Here is a 14243-nt window from a genome sequence, read left to right as displayed (position 1 = left end):
GGGCATTCGCAATGAAGGGTCGGCTGAACGCAACTGACCAATCGTGAGGGTCCACAGAATTCAACCTCTCAGAAAACCAGCGCTTCGCCGAAACCTGTGAGGAAGAGGCTGCCGATGAGCCTATGAGACCGAGCAGGGTATCCGCAAGTTCATCGTTCTGCAAGTGGCAAGCTGGAGATCCAGGGCGCACCCCAGCCAGCAGGTCACGCCCAAGGTTTGCATCCCAGCGCTTCCCGAATGGGTTCATGGACTACGGCGGTGATCCACCAGGTCCCAAATATCGGCTTCAGCAATCCAGGCGACTTCAGATTCGGCTCGAACTCAAGAAGAACCGGGCGGACGTTGAGTTGGCCTGGCCCATGGAGCAATTTAGGCGGAATCCATCGAGTTGTCGGAGGTGTACGTTGAGCCGTGCCGGCACCTGGCTGAACGAAAGGACATCACACCCTTTGAGTTGTATCTGAAAATCCCTGGTGTTTCAAGGGGAGTCCACGCTGACCAGGATTTGGTGACTCCTACCTGCCCGAAGGCTTGCGCGATCTGGCTTACCAGCGACAGGCCGTGATCTCCACCGGCGCGTTTCTCGACGCCTACAACGGTGTCTTTCTGGCCGACATGGTGGGGCTGGGCGAGACCTTTATCTCGGCCCTGTTGGCCCAGCAATTGACGGATGATGGCCCGCATTCTGGTGATCTGCCGCCCGTGCTCAAAGAGTATTGGGAGGAGACATTCCAGGATTTTCAGGTGCCGGCGACGGTGGAATCGTTGGGCAAACTCGAGCGGATTGTGGATCGACTGTCACTGACAAGTGCGTTTTCATTGATGAGGCCACCGTTTCCGCAACGAAAACGCAACAATACGAGAGCTGCACGATCTGTTGGGGCCAAAGGTGATCCTGGTCTCGGCCACGCCTGAACAATGAATCCCATGACATCTTCTCCCAACTCAAGCTGTTTCAAGCCCCGCAGCGCAGCGTGATCCCTGGCGTGCAGGATTTGCAGACCTTTTACCGGCGACCTGCAGAAGCGGCTGCGGCGGTACGACAACAGGACGTCCCATCGATGAGGCCGAGAGGTAAAAGCCGGGCAACGAGGTCAGACCGGGTGCTGAGCCGTGTGATGGTTACGCCGCACCCGCCAGGAGATCATGCGCTACTACAGCCAGGAACATCAGCGACAGGGGACTGTTCTTCCTGAGAATCAACCGACCCGCAGCGGTTGGTCTACGAATTCGACGAGCAAACCGGCGCGGTCTTCGATCAGACCATCGAATTGCTCAGAACATTCCACTATTCACGCTACATGCCCGCCTGTTCTTGAAGGCAGGCATTTCCCAGTTCGAGGCGCAATCCCGGCACCCAGCGTCGGCGGACTTTATGAAGGGACTGCTGGTCAAACGCCTGGAAAGCAGCCACCATGCCTTCAGAATGACGCTGAAACCGCTTCTCGCTTACAATCGCTTTCCATCCAGATGTTCGACAACGGCCGATGTTGATCAGCCGTTCAATGGACATCTATGACCTGCTGGATCAGGATGACGACCATTCAACGGCTGTGGTGGAGGAGGGGGAGGTTGATCAGTTCAAGATCAGGCGATTTCAGCCCCGATTTCCGCCTGGCGGTGACCGGGACGTGTTGTTTGGTTACCAGCTTTGGGTCGATAACGGCGGTGATCCAAAACAAGAAGAGTTCCTGCGCCACGGCGAGAACGCTGCTCAGGCGAGAACTGCTCTCTTCTCGGAATCGGCGAGCAATCGGCTATCTGTACGATGCCCTGCAACAGGATTATTCGGGCCGGGTGCTGGCGGCTTCACCGGTGGGAAGCGGGGTGCGCCGAATTTCATAACCGCCCGACCTGGTGGGCCGCTTCGGCCTGAAAAGATGATGTGCCTTCAGGTCACCGCCGATGTGCTGGCCGAGGCACACCGCGGGCCAGGTCTCACCTGACCTGCCTGGAACCGGGTGCTGCGCGGGTGGGGCCGTCAACCGGGTGGCGGTGCATCCGGGATACATCTCTTCGACTTCTTCCCACCAGCCGGTCGGATCAGGAACTGGGCTGGGCCAACATCGTCTCAAACTCCGGGCTTCCGACATGCTGGGCGGGGACCTCAAATATCTGTGGTGGGGGTGACGCAGCGATCTGCGTGGTGCTGTACCGCATCCTGGTGGCTGGGTGGACGCGTGGGTGGGTGCGGCATCCAAACCCTCAAGGCCGGGGGGGCGGGGCGGGGTTGTGAGGGGGATGGTTACCTTCTTCCGTAGCAAGCTGGAGCTTCGTGGCGGATGGCGAAACAACCGGGAGTTGGACTTCTTCGGCCGGTGGACCTGATGCGCGAGTGGGGCGCCGGCCCCCCCATCCCGCTATTTCGGCTGGCTCAACCGCAACAAAGCCCAGTTCGACGCTGCCCTGGAGGAGGAAGTAGCCCGCGGGTCGGGCGGCGTCACCAACGCCCAGCGGGTGCTCAAATATATCCGGGCGGCGCAAAAGACAACCAGAAGATGACCGACGAGGACGAAGACTATCTGCGCCTGGCCTGGCAGGCCTTCGAGGAGGGCCGCATCCCCGCAAGACCAGCCAGCGCATCATGCAGACCATCACCCGTACACAGCGCAGCAGTCTCTCCGGCCATCCTGCGGGCGGGGCTGGACGACGCCGTGCTGCACGCCACGCCCGCCCGCCGAGCGCGCCGGCGGCGCGTCTCCTGTCAGCCTACCTGAGAAACGAGCCAGAACCACGACGCCGCCGTGCAGCCATCAACCAGACCTTCGACCAACGTTCGACGAAAGCCGGTTCGAAGGGCTGGTCGCACCTGCTCAACCAGGTGGATCGGAGCCGGGCGTTCGCCTCGCGCCACGGCGCCTACATCCCCCACGCTTTTCCGGGCCACATCCGCCAGTACAAGCGCCCCTTCGTCTACTACGACCCGAACGGCGAGCGGCTGGATGTGCTGGTCGTGCGCCTGCACCGGGAGAGCAGCCTGGAACGGGCGCGCACTATGCAGCGCAACTTCATCGCCCACTATCTCAGGCAGGATCACAACGAGCCAGTGGAGGCGGTGCTGGCGGCCTTCTATCACGACGACGTGGCCGGCTGGCGTTTTCGTTGGTGCGGCTGGAGTATGCCTTTGGCGACGAGGGGCTGGAGGAGCGGCTGACCCCGGCCCGGCGCTATTCCTTCCTGGTGGGGAGCGACCGAACCCACCCACACCGGTGCAGCAACTGCTGCCCTTCCTGCTCAACGACGCCGTCAACCCTACCCTGGCGCACTGGCCCAGGCCTTCAAGGTCGAGGCGGTCAGCAAACAGTTCTTCGAGGGCTACAGGAGCTTGTTCCTGGAAGCTGAGGGCGGCGCTGGAAGAGGCCCTGGCGCGGACAGACAGGCGGCCGGACTCCGGCGGGCCGGCGTTGACTTGCCCGGCTTCGCCAAGAAGCTGCTGGGCCAGATCGTCTTCCTCTACTTCGTGCAGAAGAAGGGCTGGCTGGGCGTGGCGGCCGACCAACTCTGGGGCAGCGGCCCGCGCGACTTTGTACGCCGTCTGTACGACCGCGCAAATGGCTTCGTCTACGACAGCTTCTTCAACGATGTGCTGGAACCGCTTTTCTACGATGCCCTGGCCCTGCAGCGCGCCGAGGACGGCTTCCGCTTCGGCGACCGCACGGTCAAGATCCCCTTCCTCAACGGCGGCCTGTTCGAGCCGATGGGCGGCTACGACTGGCGACACACCCATCTGGCTCTGCCCAACGCGCTCTTCTCCAACCGCCGCGATCCCCAGGACGACCAGGGCACGGGCATCCTCGATGTCTTCGACCGCTACAACTTCACCGTGTGGGAGGAGGAGCCGCTGGAAAAAGAAGTGGCGGTGGACCCGGGAGATGCTGGGCAAGGTCTTCAAAACATGCTGGAGGTGCGGGACCGCAAATCGCGGGGGCCTTCTACACCCTGCGAGATCGTGCATTACATGTGCCAGGAGAGCCTGATCCACTACCTGGACACGGCGCTGAACCGGGTCGAGACCAGCCTGGTTCCTGAGCAACCCACCCAGGACCCGTTCTTTGGCGAGCCCCCGCCCAAACAGCAGGCGTTGACCGTGCCGCAGCGGCGGGAGAGCGTGCCGCGTGAGGAGATCGCCGCGCTGGTGCGGCGGGGTGCGCTGGCGCTGCAACAGGATGCGGCCAAGGAGGCGGGGCTGCAAAGCGGCGACTACGTGCTGCCCGAAAGCGTGCGCCGCCACGCCGCCAAGCTGGACGCCGCTCTGGCCGGGATCAAGCTGTGCGATCCGGCCATCGGCTCCGGCGCCTTCCCCGTGGGCATGTTGCACGAGATCGTGCAGGCGCGGCTGGCGCTGGACACGCAGCTCAAGAGCGGACGCACACCCTATGCGCTCAAGCGCCACGCCATCCAGCAGAGCATCTACGGCGTGGATATTGACGGCGGCGCGGTGGAGATCGCCAAGCTGCGGCTGTGGCTGTCGCTGGTGGTGGACGAGGAGAGCTACGCCGACATCCAGCCGTTGCCCAATTTGGACTACAAGATCGTGCAGGGGAATTCGCTGGGCCAGGTGAAGAAAAATCTGTTCAATATGGCGCTCTTTACCGATCTCGATGCGCTCAAACGGCGTTATTTTGACGAGACGCATCCTACGGAAAAAACCAAGCTACGCGCGCAGATCGAGCAGTTGATCGGCCTGCTCACCAACGGAATGCAGGATTTCGACTTCGATGTCTATTTTCACGAGGTTTTCGAGGGGCGGGGCGGGTTCGATGTAGTGATCGGCAACCCGCCCTACATCAAAGAATACACTGCCGATCCGCGTTTGATGGCCTGAGGAGTTCACCCTATTATCAAGGGAAGATGGACATCTGGTACTTTTTTGCCTGCACAAGTCTAGACATTTTGAGAAATCAAACGGGTGTGTTGTCGTTCATTGCTACTAACAACTGGCTCACGAATCAGGGTGCATCTATCTTGCGCAACAAGATCGTATCAGACGCGACAATATTGCAGTTGATCGACTTCGGCGACTTCAAAATTTTCGAGAGTGCTGGTATTCAAACAATGATCTTGATCTGCTCAAGGAGAGCCTCTTCACGCTCATATCGCTTCGACTTGAGGAGAATTGTATCCCCACAGGCCGCTGCGGCAGACGTTGCAAAGGTGTTAACGAAGTTGCCATGCAACGCAGCCGTTTATATGTCCCCAGAGTTTGAAAGGGATCGCTTCGTGGACAGAATGTTCGTTTTTTCCGAGAGTTCGGCCAGAGGGTCTTGAGCAAACTATCTGCGAAGGGGAACTTTACGCTCGATGGCCCGCAAAGAGGTCGCACAAGGTATGGTGCGCCCCAAGACTCCGTAAACAAACGATCGCAAGTGATTTTGGGCAATGATTATGAAGTGGGGCAGGGCGTATTTGTTCTGTCTGACGCTGAAAGAGCATCCATGCAGTTCACACGGGAAGAGCTTGAGCTAATCAAGCCTTACTACACTACTGCTGAGTTAAGTAGGTATTTTGGAACCAGTCGAAACTCCTATTGGATCATCTATACCGACTCGTCGATTGTGAAGCAGGACAAGATCAGGGATTATCCTAACATAAAGAAACACTTAGACCAGTATCGATCAATAATTACATCGGACAACTGGCCTTATGGTTTACACCGAAGTAGGAATGAGTTTTTCTTTCAAGGTGTGAAAATAATCTCGTTACGGAAGTGTTCTCAGCCCACGTTCACATACACTGATTTTGACTGTTATGTAGCGCAAACTTTCTATATTATTAAGTCCAATCGGATCAACCTGAAGTTCTTGACGGGCCTACTTAATTCGAGAGTGATTGAGTTCTGGCTTAGACACAAGGGAAAGATGCAGGGATACCAATTCCAGATTGACAAAGCTCCGTTGCTGGATATTCCCATCCGGCAACCAACAACTGAACAGGAGTTCGCCATTGAGACCCTGGTTTCACGCATTCTTCAAGCAAAGAGGATCGATTTTGCTGTAGATACTTCTGACCTTGAAACTGAGATTGATTATCTCGTCTATGAGTTGTACGGTCTGACGGAGGATGAGATTGCGATTGTGGAAGGTCGCGCTTGAGGCTGTCACCAAACTTGCTGGAAATATTCCAGGGCAAAGGAGACCGAAATGGACAAACAGCAGACACTGTGGAGGATCGAACCTCATACTCTAGCGAAGCATGAGATCCTTGATCGATACCTTGGAGCTTGGTTCGCGATTCTGGGTTCAACGAATCGTCGAATTGTGTATCTAGACGGCTTCTGCGGACCAGGAAAGTACTTGAACGGCGAGCCAGGGTCTCCAATCATTGCGCTCAAGAAAGCAATGAATCACCAAGCCCCGCTATCGAACACAGAATGTGTGTTCCTCTTTATTGACGAACGATCGGATCGAGTGGACCATCTTTGTCACGAGATCGATTTGCTTGCCCCACCATCCAATTTCACGATCGATGCGAGAGTAGGCGAATTTCGTGCGGTCATTTCCGAGTTGCTGGCATACCTGGAGCAAAACACCTTTCGGCTTGCACCAACGTTTGCATTCATTGACCCCTTTGGCTGGAAAGGTCTACCGTTTGATCTCGTGCGTCGCCTGCTGAGAAACCAGCATACCGAGGTACTCATCAACTTCATGGCGGATTCCATCAATCGATTTGTTGAGCATCCAGACACAGCAATTCAAGAACATTTCGTCGAGTTATTCGGCACCAAGGAAGTATTTGATGTGGCAAGTAAGGCGACCGACAGATTGTCAGCGCTGAGAAATCTCTATCAGAAACAATTGCTCACTCAAGCAAAATACGTCCGCTACTTCGAGATGAGAGATCAACATGGCCGCCCCATTTACTACCTGTTCTTTGCCAGCAATCATCCGTTGGGGCACTCAAAAATGAAGGAGGCATTCTGGAAGGTTGATCCAACAAGTGGATTCACTTTCTCAGATGGAACTAACCCGGATCAATTGGTCTTGTTCAGCCTAGATCCGACCGAGGACTTGGCTGCACTTCTCAAGAGGCACTTTGCTGGCACGACTGTTACATCTGATCTTATTGTCGAGTTTGTCTTGGACGAGACTGCGTTTATTGAGACGCATGCCAAGAAGGCATTGCGGATTCTGGAAGAGCGAGGGAGTATCCAGGTGAATCCCTTCAAGGTGGATGGCACAAAGCGAACAAGAGGGTTTCCGAAAGGTGTAAAGATTAGATTTCTGTGACAAGTATGAACATTTGTGCTATAATTGGTCTGGTAGATTGCTATACCGATTCCTGAGGATGTCTTCACGTGGCCACGAAATCGTCGATCGAATGGACCGAATCCACCTGGAACCCGCTGACCGGCTGCACCAAGATCAGCCCTGGGTGCCAGCATTGCTATGCCGAACGCATGGCGAGGCGGCTCCAGGCCATGGGCCAGCCCAACTACGCCAACGGCTTCCGCCTGACGCTGCACGAGCACGCGCTGGCCGCGCCGCTGGGGTGGAAGAAGCCGCAGATAATCTTCGTCAATTCTATGAGCGATCTGTTCCACAAGGACGTGCCTGAAGTTTTCATCCAGCGTGTGTTCGGCGTCATGCGCGAGGCGCATTGGCACACGTTTCAAGTGCTGACCAAACGCTCTGAACGTCTGCTGGAACTGGACCGAACCATCAACTGGCCCGATAACGTGTGGATGGGCGTCAGCGTTGAAACTCAGGACTACACCTTTCGAATTGAGCACTTGCGCTCAACCCATGCCAAAACCCACTTTCTCTCTTTGGAACCGCTGCTAGGGCCGCTCACCCTGGATTTGAGCGGCATCCATTGGGTGATCGTCGGCGGAGAGTCAGGACCAAAGGCCAGGCCCGTGAAAGAGGAGTGGGTGCAGAGCATTCGCCGCCAGTGCCAAAGCCAGCGCGTGCCCTTCTTCTTCAAACAGTGGGGCGGCGTGCGCAAAAAACAGACCGGGCGGCTGCTCGACGGCCGCACCTGGGATGAGATGCCGGCCCTGGCGTTCACCACCTGAGGCAGTCTCGATCCTGGTCCGCAACTACAACCATCAAAGGACAAACCGCACCATGCCTCCCACCAACATCCCCAACCGCTACGACGCCGCCCGCGTCGCCCATCTCAAGCCGATCCGCGCTGCCATCGAGCAGTTGGGCCTGCCGCCGATCCGGCTGCGCAAGCTGAACGGCATCCTCAACGCCCTGGAAATGCAGATCGAAGACGGCGGCGACAGCCCTGAAGTCAATGCCCATCTCCTGGTCGCCCTGCGCGCCGGCGTCATCCATCAGGTGGGCGTCGAAAAAGCGCAGCCGGTGCTGACCCGCATCGATGCATTCTGAAGGCCCCGACGCAAGTAGCGCGCTGCGCCGCTTTGTCGAAGCCCTCGGCGCCAGTCTGGACGTGGTCGTGGTGCCACGCGAGACATCGGACGCCTACGCCTCTCAGCGGGGCGCCAAACCGTTGCTGGCGACGGGTTGAGTGCAGGCATGCCGAGTCTGCGCAGGAAACCTGAACGACCTGAAATCCCCAATCGCCCGCGGCGAGGACAACCGCCGCCAATTCAAGCAGGACGTGACCAACGCCGATGCCCTGGCGGCAGAGATGGCGGCGTTTGCCAACTCCATCATCCGCGATCCGATCCTGGTGTCGTATATCGCCAAGGGCCTGCTGCCCTATCGCGGCCTCGGCTCCGGCATCAAGCGGGCACTGGAAGACTGGCCGGAGATCGAATTCAGCGATGATTACGACGGGTGCTTGTTTACCGCTACGGTTCACCGAAAAGCATTGATTAGTTCGGTGGAACCCGAAATTGATGAGGAAACGACAGAAAGTTCACCGAAAAGTTCACAGAAAAGTTCACAGAAAATCACGGAACTCATGCAGATTGATCCGGCGATCACCATTGCGGACCTTGTGCGCAGCGTAGGCATTACAGACCGAGCTATCAAGAAACAGATCGAGAAGCTCAAGGCACAAGGGCGCATCCGGCGCATCGGCCCGGACAAAGGCGGCCACTGGGAGGTCGTCGAGTGACCATCTTCGTGGTGTTCGAGTAGTTCGTGGCAAATACGTCAGTCCTCTGACTGACACCAAGCTGGCCCGGCGCATGCGCCGGGCCAGCTTATTTGCCGGTTTCACGCGCGTTCCTGCGGTCGGGTCCGCGTCGCCAGGCGCGCGCGCGGGTGCGCCGCTGACGGTTCAGCGCGGGCACGGAGTAGCGCGCCTGCTCGCGCACGGCCTTCACGGCCAGATTGGCCAGGGAGGCGTCACCGAACAGGCGCGCCGCGTTGGTCTCGTTTTCGGTGAACCGCAGGGGCCCGTCACCGTCGACGTACCACCAGCGTTCCCCCAAGTGGGGATCCACCGCCAGGACTGCATTTTCGGCGATGGCGCGCAGCTCAGGCCGCGCCTTATCTGGCCGCCATGACCAGGTGTTGCGGAACCACAGGTGGGGCAGGATGTGGATGGGCGCCGGGTCTGGCCCGCGGTTGACCGCGGTGATGCGGCACAGGATATCCTCTTCGCCCGCCTTGGCGTACTCGATGAAGACATCGAAGTAACGCCCCTGCTCGAAGGTCTCGCGCAGCGCATCTATCAGCTCGAACTCCGGGTCGCGCTCGTTCCAGAGGCCCACGGCCAGTGCCAGGTTCTGGAAGCGGTTGCTGAAGCCGCCCAGGCCGTCCTCGTTCCAGCGATACGCCCGGCTGCGGGCGTGATCGTGCGGGAAGTACTCCCACGCCGCGCCGCCCGCGCTGTAATCCTTGCGCACCGTGCCCCAGGCGCGGTCGCTGACGTAGGGGCCCCAGTGCTTCCAGTCGGCCTGCCGCGCTTCGGAATCGGCCAGGCGCCGGCCTTCGGTTGTCTCGAATACCGGCAAGTCGCGCCGTCTGCCTGCCGACATCCAGCGGCGCGCCGCGATGCGACTGACGCAGTTGGATGCGGCCACAACCATCGAGGATCTGCGCTTACCGCCGTCAAACCGGCTGGAGGCGTTGCGACATGATTGCAGCGGGCAATGGAGTATCCGTATCAATCAGCAGTGGCGGATTTGCTTCCGCTTCGAGCGCCGCGACGCCCTGGACGTCGAGATTGTTGATTATCACTGAGACGAGGTTACCATGATCCAGAGTCGTTTACCAGCCATCCATCCGGGCGAGTTCCTCCTCGAGACGCTGAGCGAGCTAGGCATTTCCCAGGCGCAATTCGCCCGCGCCATTGGGGTGTCGCCCATGCGCATTTCGCACGTAGTCAAGGGCACGCGCCCGGTCACGGCAGACCTGGCCCTGTTGTTCGGACGCGCCTTGCGCCAGTCGCCCCAATACTGGCTCAACCTTCAGGCGGCCTACGACCTGAAAAAGGCTGAGACAGCCATCGGCGCGCAGTTGGATGCCGTCGGCGCGCTGGCGCCGGCCTGAAGCGCCGGTCAGATAATTCGGTCACTGCTCAGGCGGCGTACCGCCGTAGGCGAGCGATTGAAATCGCGCCTGATGGGCGCATCTCATTCGGCGCGGAGCACTGGGCGCGCGCCTGGTTGCAGGAGACCGGCTCGCCCTTCCCGCTGCTGCTCGACCCGGAGCGCGCCACCTACCAGGCCTACGAGCTGGGCAGCTCGTTCATCCGGGTATGGCGGGACGTGTCGTGGTGCTGGCCGGCGCGGGCGGCAACGGCGGCGGCGGGATCGCCTGCGCGCGGCACCTGCACAATCGCGGCTTCGATGTCGCCATCGTGCTCGACCGGGCGGCGGCGGCCTTGACCGGCGCACCGGCAGCCCAACTCGCCATCCTGGCTGCGGCGGGGCTGGCGCCTGCCGACCCTGGCGAAGCGCCCGGCCTGGTGGTGGACGCGCTGATCGGCTACAGCCTGGCTGGCGCGCCGCGCGGCCGCACCGCCGAGCTGATCGAACTGTGCAACACATCGGCCCGCCGCGTGCTTTCACTATGATGTGCCGTCGGGGTTGAACGCGACCACCGGCGAGGCGCCGGGGGCGGTGATCCGGCCGGATCGGACGCTCACGCTGGCGCTGCCCAAGACCGGGCTGGCGCGCGTGCCCGGCGACCTCTATCTGGCCGACATCGGCATTCCACCGGAGGTCTACGTCCAGTTGGGGATCGCGCTGGCGCCGTTCTTCGGCCGCGCATACTGGGTGCGACTGGGGTGCCAGGCCGGGGCAGGCGTCTGAACCGTGCTTATCCGAACGCGGCGCGAAAGTCGTAGGCGGCCAATTGGACGACTTTGGCCTGTAGACCGGCGTGAGCCAGCGCCAGCCCAAGCATCTTCGCCAGGTCATGCACGGCCCGGGCTGCCTGCACGCCGTTTCTCAGATCCTCAAGCGATTTGCTGTACGACCGGAGACGCAATTCTTTGGCCTTGAGCGCGGCCTGGGTGCGATCGCGCACGCCCAACTTGCTCAGAATACTGGTGAGGTGGTTCTTGACCGTGCCCGGGGTGATGAATAGGCGGGCCGCGATCTCTACGTTCGTGGCGCCGGCCGCCGCCAGGCGCAAGACCTGGAGCTCGCGGTCGGACAGAGGCTCGGCGGATGAACGCGCCTTGACGATGCGTGCGCGGCGCATTCCACCCCGGCGGATACTGCGTGGGGCGAACGGGTCGCGGTTGCAGTCGTGGGGTAAGACAGGGCACGCGCAAGGCGTCTATGGTATTGTGTCCGAGGACGACATCGCGATGCGAATCGAGGCCCATGAGGTCCCCGATTCACAGGAATGGTTTGTAGCAAACCCGGGTTTGTGCTATAGTCGTGCTGCCCAAGATGATCCATCAAGACAGAAAGGCAGCCGAAGCCATGCCGCTGGTGCAGGATCACTTGGAGCGCTGCGGGGATTGCCGGGAGGAGTTCGAGACGCTTCTGGCTGCCCTGAGGGCTGAAGAGAGGTAAAAAAATGACCGAACCAACCATCACCGTCTACGGCGCCTACTGGTGTCCGGATTGTCGCCGCAGCAAACAGTTCCTGGGCGAGCACCAAATCCCCTACCGCTGGGTGGATATCGAGCAGGACAAGGCCGGCGAAGCCTACGTGTTGGCGAAAAACGCTGGCAAGCGCATCATCCCAACCATCGAGTTCGCCGATGGTACGCTCCTGGTGGAGCCATCCAACGCGGCGTTGGCGGCGAAACTGGGCATGAAAATGAAGGCCGAACGCAGCCATTACGACCTGATCGTGGTCGGCGGTGGGCCGGCCGGGCTGACCGCGGCGCTGTACGCAGCACGCGAGGGCATTTCAACACTGGTGATCGAGCGCGCCGCGCTGGGCGGCCAGGCCGCGGCCACCGAGCGCCTGGACAACATGCCGGGGTTCGCCGAAGGGATCGAGGGCGCCAAGTTCGCCGACCAGTTGCGCCAGCAAGCGGCACGCTTTGGCGTCGAGATGTTGCAAGCGCAAGACGTGGCGGGCGTCCGCAGTCATCACAACTACCACTGCGTGGCTACCGCTGACGGCAGCGAGTACAGCGCGCGTGCGCTCCTGTTGACCACGGGCAGCCGCTACCGTCGCCTGGGCGCGCCGGGCGAGAACGACTTCATCGGCGCGGGCATCCACTTCTGCGCCACCTGCGACGGGCCGTTCTACAAGGGTCTGCCGGTCGCGGTCATCGGCGGCGGCAACAGTGCGGCCGAGGAGAGCATCTTCCTGGCCAGCCTGACCGAGAAGGTGACGCTGCTCGTGCGCGGGGATCAACTCAAGGCCAGCCAGGTCATCCAGGAGAAAACGCTGCGCCATCCCAAGATCGAGGTACGCTTCCACACCGAGGTTGTGCGCTTCGACGGCGCGGGCGGCAAGCTCAAGGCGGTCACAATCCGGGACCTTCAGTCTGCCAGCACCGAGGTCATCCACCCCGCTGGCGTGTTCGTCTTCATCGGCCTGACGCCAAACACCGGCTTCCTGAACCCTGATCGAATTCGCCTCGACCGCTGGGGCTTCGTCGTCACCGGGCACGACCTGGTGCATGGCGGCGAGCGACCGACCGGCTTCGAGACGCGTGAGCCGGGCATTCTGGAGACCAGCGCGCCCGGCATCTTCGCGGCGGGAGATGTACGCGCCGGCAGCACCAAGCAGGTCGCCTCCGCGGCCGGCGAAGGGGCCACGGCTGCGCTGTTGATTCGCGAGCATCTCAAGAGCGCGTAATCGCGCTCACACACCTCGTTCGGCCGCTGAGCGCGGACATCCCGCCCGCGCCGCTCCTATTCCCGATGTATACTGATAAATGACGCTGCGGCTCGCCGTGGAGCGCTCCACGGCGAGCCGCAGGCGCTCAAGGCGCAGGTAGAACAGGCGCCTCCGCGGCGTTGATCTCATCTCCCAGGGCCAGCAGCTCCTCGTTGGCGGGAATGTCGCTCATGTTGTGGCCGTAGTGAACGTAGCGCGCCACACCGGCCTTGTCAATCAACACCTGGGCCGGCATCCGGCCCAACTTGAACAGGTTCACTTCCTGCCCGTAAAGCTTCAGCACACTCGCATTCGGGTCGGGCAGGCCGATGAACGGCAGCGAATGTTCGGCGAAGTAGGCCGCAAACGTCCTGGCGTCTTCGGGGCCAACCACGACGACTTCGATGTCGCGCGCGACAAACTGGCTGTAATCCTGGCGCAACTGCGCCATGTGCGCGCGGCAGAACGGTCAAGTGAAGGTGCGATTGAAGACCAGCAAGACGTTCTTGTAACCGCGGAAATCGGCCAGACGGACGGTGTTGCCGCGAAAGTCGGCCAGGCTGAAGTCGGGCGCGACTTGGTTGAGGGAGACACGTGACATTTTCATACTCCTGAATTGAAGGTTGTCTTATCTACGCTCGTTGGACGGCGCGCGGGCGTGGCCGGTCACCCCAGGCAATGGAGGAGAGCACTGCTCCAGTATCTGCGCCGGCAGACAGAAAGCCCGTCGTCGGGCATTGCCCCGGATCAAGAAGAACGGATTTGTTTGATTTCGTACACGGCCGAGCAATTCGGCGGACTGCGTTTCGAGACCAGAAATTGATACCCCGGTTCAGCCAGCCGAATTGTCTCGATGGCGCAAGGCATGGTACAATGCCGGAACAGCTATTATTCAAGAGACGCGTGATGGTGTGCTCGCGCTATTGGCAGTGTTGGAAGCGTGGTCGCGTCTCTTGGGCTGGTACGATTACGCTATCAGGCACGATCGCCACGCAGTGTGGGACATGGCTTGGTCGCAGAAGCGCGCCGTGTCAATCGCGCGCCGGCACGTGTTTGACACCGATGGGCGCTGGCTGTAGACAGCCG

The 14243-nt window shown here is 60.3% G+C and carries 20 protein-coding genes; 15 read left to right on the top strand and 5 right to left on the bottom strand.

Annotation, left to right across the window (positions count from 1 at the left end):
- Positions 1-531 precede the first annotated feature (531 nt).
- A complete protein-coding gene (locus IPM84_14680) occupies positions 532-915 on the top strand; it encodes a hypothetical protein (GenBank protein ID MBK9093985.1) in 384 nt (127 codons plus the stop codon).
- A 382-nt stretch (positions 916-1297) separates the two neighbouring features.
- Here IPM84_14680 and IPM84_14675 read toward each other — a convergent pair whose 3' ends face one another.
- Positions 1298-1513, bottom strand: a complete 216-nt coding sequence (locus IPM84_14675; protein MBK9093984.1) for a hypothetical protein — start codon at positions 1511-1513, stop codon at positions 1298-1300.
- Between IPM84_14675 and IPM84_14670 the strand changes: the two genes are divergently transcribed.
- The 9 genes from IPM84_14670 (at position 1506) to IPM84_14630 (ending at position 9030) form a co-directional block, all read left to right on the top strand.
- The gene (locus IPM84_14670; protein ID MBK9093983.1) at positions 1506-1946 is read left to right on the top strand and encodes a hypothetical protein; all 441 of its coding nucleotides are present in this window, start codon (positions 1506-1508) and stop codon (positions 1944-1946) included. The two genes, IPM84_14675 and IPM84_14670, sit on opposite strands and share 8 nt — an antisense overlap.
- 638 nt (positions 1947-2584) lie before the next feature.
- The gene (locus IPM84_14665) at positions 2585-3154 is read left to right on the top strand and encodes a hypothetical protein (protein ID MBK9093982.1); all 570 of its coding nucleotides are present in this window, start codon (positions 2585-2587) and stop codon (positions 3152-3154) included.
- A 171-nt stretch (positions 3155-3325) separates the two neighbouring features.
- Positions 3326-4825: a hypothetical protein gene (locus IPM84_14660; protein ID MBK9093981.1), complete on the top strand. Its 1500-nt coding sequence runs from the start codon at positions 3326-3328 to the stop codon at positions 4823-4825.
- Between the two features lie 439 nt (positions 4826-5264).
- Positions 5265-6092: a hypothetical protein gene (locus tag IPM84_14655; GenBank protein MBK9093980.1), complete on the top strand. Its 828-nt coding sequence runs from the start codon at positions 5265-5267 to the stop codon at positions 6090-6092.
- 48 nt (positions 6093-6140) lie between these two features.
- A complete protein-coding gene (tcmP, locus tag IPM84_14650) occupies positions 6141-7226 on the top strand; it encodes a three-Cys-motif partner protein TcmP (protein ID MBK9093979.1) in 1086 nt (361 codons plus the stop codon).
- A gap of 68 nt (positions 7227-7294) precedes the next feature.
- Positions 7295-8014, top strand: coding sequence for a phage Gp37/Gp68 family protein (locus tag IPM84_14645; GenBank protein MBK9093978.1), 720 nt, complete (start codon positions 7295-7297; stop codon positions 8012-8014).
- A gap of 52 nt (positions 8015-8066) precedes the next feature.
- The gene (locus IPM84_14640) at positions 8067-8336 is read left to right on the top strand and encodes a hypothetical protein (GenBank protein MBK9093977.1); all 270 of its coding nucleotides are present in this window, start codon (positions 8067-8069) and stop codon (positions 8334-8336) included.
- Positions 8326-8475: a hypothetical protein gene (locus IPM84_14635; protein MBK9093976.1), complete on the top strand. Its 150-nt coding sequence runs from the start codon at positions 8326-8328 to the stop codon at positions 8473-8475. The genes IPM84_14640 and IPM84_14635 overlap by 11 nt, the downstream gene beginning before the upstream one ends.
- Positions 8476-9030, top strand: a complete 555-nt coding sequence (locus IPM84_14630) for a hypothetical protein (protein MBK9093975.1) — start codon at positions 8476-8478, stop codon at positions 9028-9030. It abuts the gene before it with no gap.
- An 88-nt stretch (positions 9031-9118) separates the two neighbouring features.
- Here the strand turns inward: IPM84_14630 and IPM84_14625 are convergent, their stop codons facing one another.
- On the bottom strand, positions 9119-9898 hold the full coding sequence (locus tag IPM84_14625) for a hypothetical protein (protein ID MBK9093974.1): 780 nt from the start codon (positions 9896-9898) through the stop codon (positions 9119-9121).
- Positions 9899-9914: 16 nt separating this feature from the next.
- Here IPM84_14625 and IPM84_14620 point away from each other — a divergent pair, with 16 nt between their 5' ends.
- The 4 genes from IPM84_14620 (at position 9915) to IPM84_14605 (ending at position 11176) form a co-directional block, all read left to right on the top strand.
- The gene (locus IPM84_14620; GenBank protein MBK9093973.1) at positions 9915-10103 is read left to right on the top strand and encodes a type II toxin-antitoxin system RelE/ParE family toxin; all 189 of its coding nucleotides are present in this window, start codon (positions 9915-9917) and stop codon (positions 10101-10103) included.
- 12 nt (positions 10104-10115) lie between these two features.
- The gene (locus IPM84_14615; GenBank protein MBK9093972.1) at positions 10116-10412 is read left to right on the top strand and encodes a HigA family addiction module antidote protein; all 297 of its coding nucleotides are present in this window, start codon (positions 10116-10118) and stop codon (positions 10410-10412) included.
- A 208-nt stretch (positions 10413-10620) separates the two neighbouring features.
- Positions 10621-10938, top strand: a complete 318-nt coding sequence (locus tag IPM84_14610) for a hypothetical protein (protein ID MBK9093971.1) — start codon at positions 10621-10623, stop codon at positions 10936-10938.
- Positions 10939-10951: 13 nt separating this feature from the next.
- Entirely contained in the window at positions 10952-11176 is a 225-nt protein-coding gene (locus tag IPM84_14605; GenBank protein ID MBK9093970.1) for a hypothetical protein, read from the top strand.
- 7 nt (positions 11177-11183) lie between these two features.
- Here the strand turns inward: IPM84_14605 and IPM84_14600 are convergent, their stop codons facing one another.
- Positions 11184-11570 (bottom strand): response regulator transcription factor, encoded by a 387-nt coding sequence (locus IPM84_14600; protein ID MBK9093969.1) that lies wholly within the window; start codon positions 11568-11570, stop codon positions 11184-11186.
- A gap of 324 nt (positions 11571-11894) precedes the next feature.
- Here IPM84_14600 and IPM84_14595 point away from each other — a divergent pair, with 324 nt between their 5' ends.
- Positions 11895-13136, top strand: a complete 1242-nt coding sequence (locus IPM84_14595; GenBank protein ID MBK9093968.1) for an FAD-dependent oxidoreductase — start codon at positions 11895-11897, stop codon at positions 13134-13136.
- A gap of 127 nt (positions 13137-13263) precedes the next feature.
- Here IPM84_14595 and IPM84_14590 read toward each other — a convergent pair whose 3' ends face one another.
- The gene (locus IPM84_14590) at positions 13264-13608 is read right to left on the bottom strand and encodes a redoxin domain-containing protein (GenBank protein ID MBK9093967.1); all 345 of its coding nucleotides are present in this window, start codon (positions 13606-13608) and stop codon (positions 13264-13266) included.
- Between the two features lie 18 nt (positions 13609-13626).
- Positions 13627-13758 carry a redoxin domain-containing protein gene (locus IPM84_14585; GenBank protein MBK9093966.1) on the bottom strand — a complete coding sequence of 44 codons (132 nt, stop codon included), beginning with the start codon at positions 13756-13758 and terminating at the stop codon, positions 13627-13629.
- Between the last annotated feature and the right edge of the window lie 485 nt (positions 13759-14243).

The organism is Candidatus Amarolinea dominans, from assembly GCA_016719785.1.
GTDB lineage: Bacteria > Chloroflexota > Anaerolineae > SSC4 > Amarolineaceae > Amarolinea > Amarolinea dominans.
The sequence above is the reverse complement of the archived record's forward strand: the minus strand, read 5'-3'. Positions and strand labels throughout refer to the sequence as shown.

Bases quoted from the DNA above. Each gene is read 5' to 3' on its own strand.
- IPM84_14585 (MBK9093966.1), bottom strand. From the start codon at position 13,758: ATGTCACGTGTCTCCCTCAACCAAGTCGCGCCCGACTTCAGCCTGGCC.
- IPM84_14670 (MBK9093983.1), top strand. From the start codon at position 1,506: ATGGACATCTATGACCTGCTGGATCAGGATGACGACCATTCAACGGCT.
- IPM84_14615 (MBK9093972.1), top strand. From the start codon at position 10,116: ATGATCCAGAGTCGTTTACCAGCCATCCATCCGGGCGAGTTCCTCCTC.
- IPM84_14590 (MBK9093967.1), bottom strand. From the start codon at position 13,608: ATGGCGCAGTTGCGCCAGGATTACAGCCAGTTTGTCGCGCGCGACATC.
- tcmP (MBK9093979.1), top strand. From the start codon at position 6,141: ATGGACAAACAGCAGACACTGTGGAGGATCGAACCTCATACTCTAGCG.
- IPM84_14625 (MBK9093974.1), bottom strand. From the start codon at position 9,898: ATGTCGGCAGGCAGACGGCGCGACTTGCCGGTATTCGAGACAACCGAA.
- IPM84_14610 (MBK9093971.1), top strand. From the start codon at position 10,621: ATGGCGGGACGTGTCGTGGTGCTGGCCGGCGCGGGCGGCAACGGCGGC.
- IPM84_14635 (MBK9093976.1), top strand. From the start codon at position 8,326: ATGCATTCTGAAGGCCCCGACGCAAGTAGCGCGCTGCGCCGCTTTGTC.
- IPM84_14665 (MBK9093982.1), top strand. From the start codon at position 2,585: ATGCAGACCATCACCCGTACACAGCGCAGCAGTCTCTCCGGCCATCCT.
- IPM84_14640 (MBK9093977.1), top strand. From the start codon at position 8,067: ATGCCTCCCACCAACATCCCCAACCGCTACGACGCCGCCCGCGTCGCC.
- IPM84_14675 (MBK9093984.1), bottom strand. From the start codon at position 1,513: ATGTCCATTGAACGGCTGATCAACATCGGCCGTTGTCGAACATCTGGA.
- IPM84_14600 (MBK9093969.1), bottom strand. From the start codon at position 11,570: ATGCGCCGCGCACGCATCGTCAAGGCGCGTTCATCCGCCGAGCCTCTG.
- IPM84_14620 (MBK9093973.1), top strand. From the start codon at position 9,915: ATGCGACTGACGCAGTTGGATGCGGCCACAACCATCGAGGATCTGCGC.
- IPM84_14595 (MBK9093968.1), top strand. From the start codon at position 11,895: ATGACCGAACCAACCATCACCGTCTACGGCGCCTACTGGTGTCCGGAT.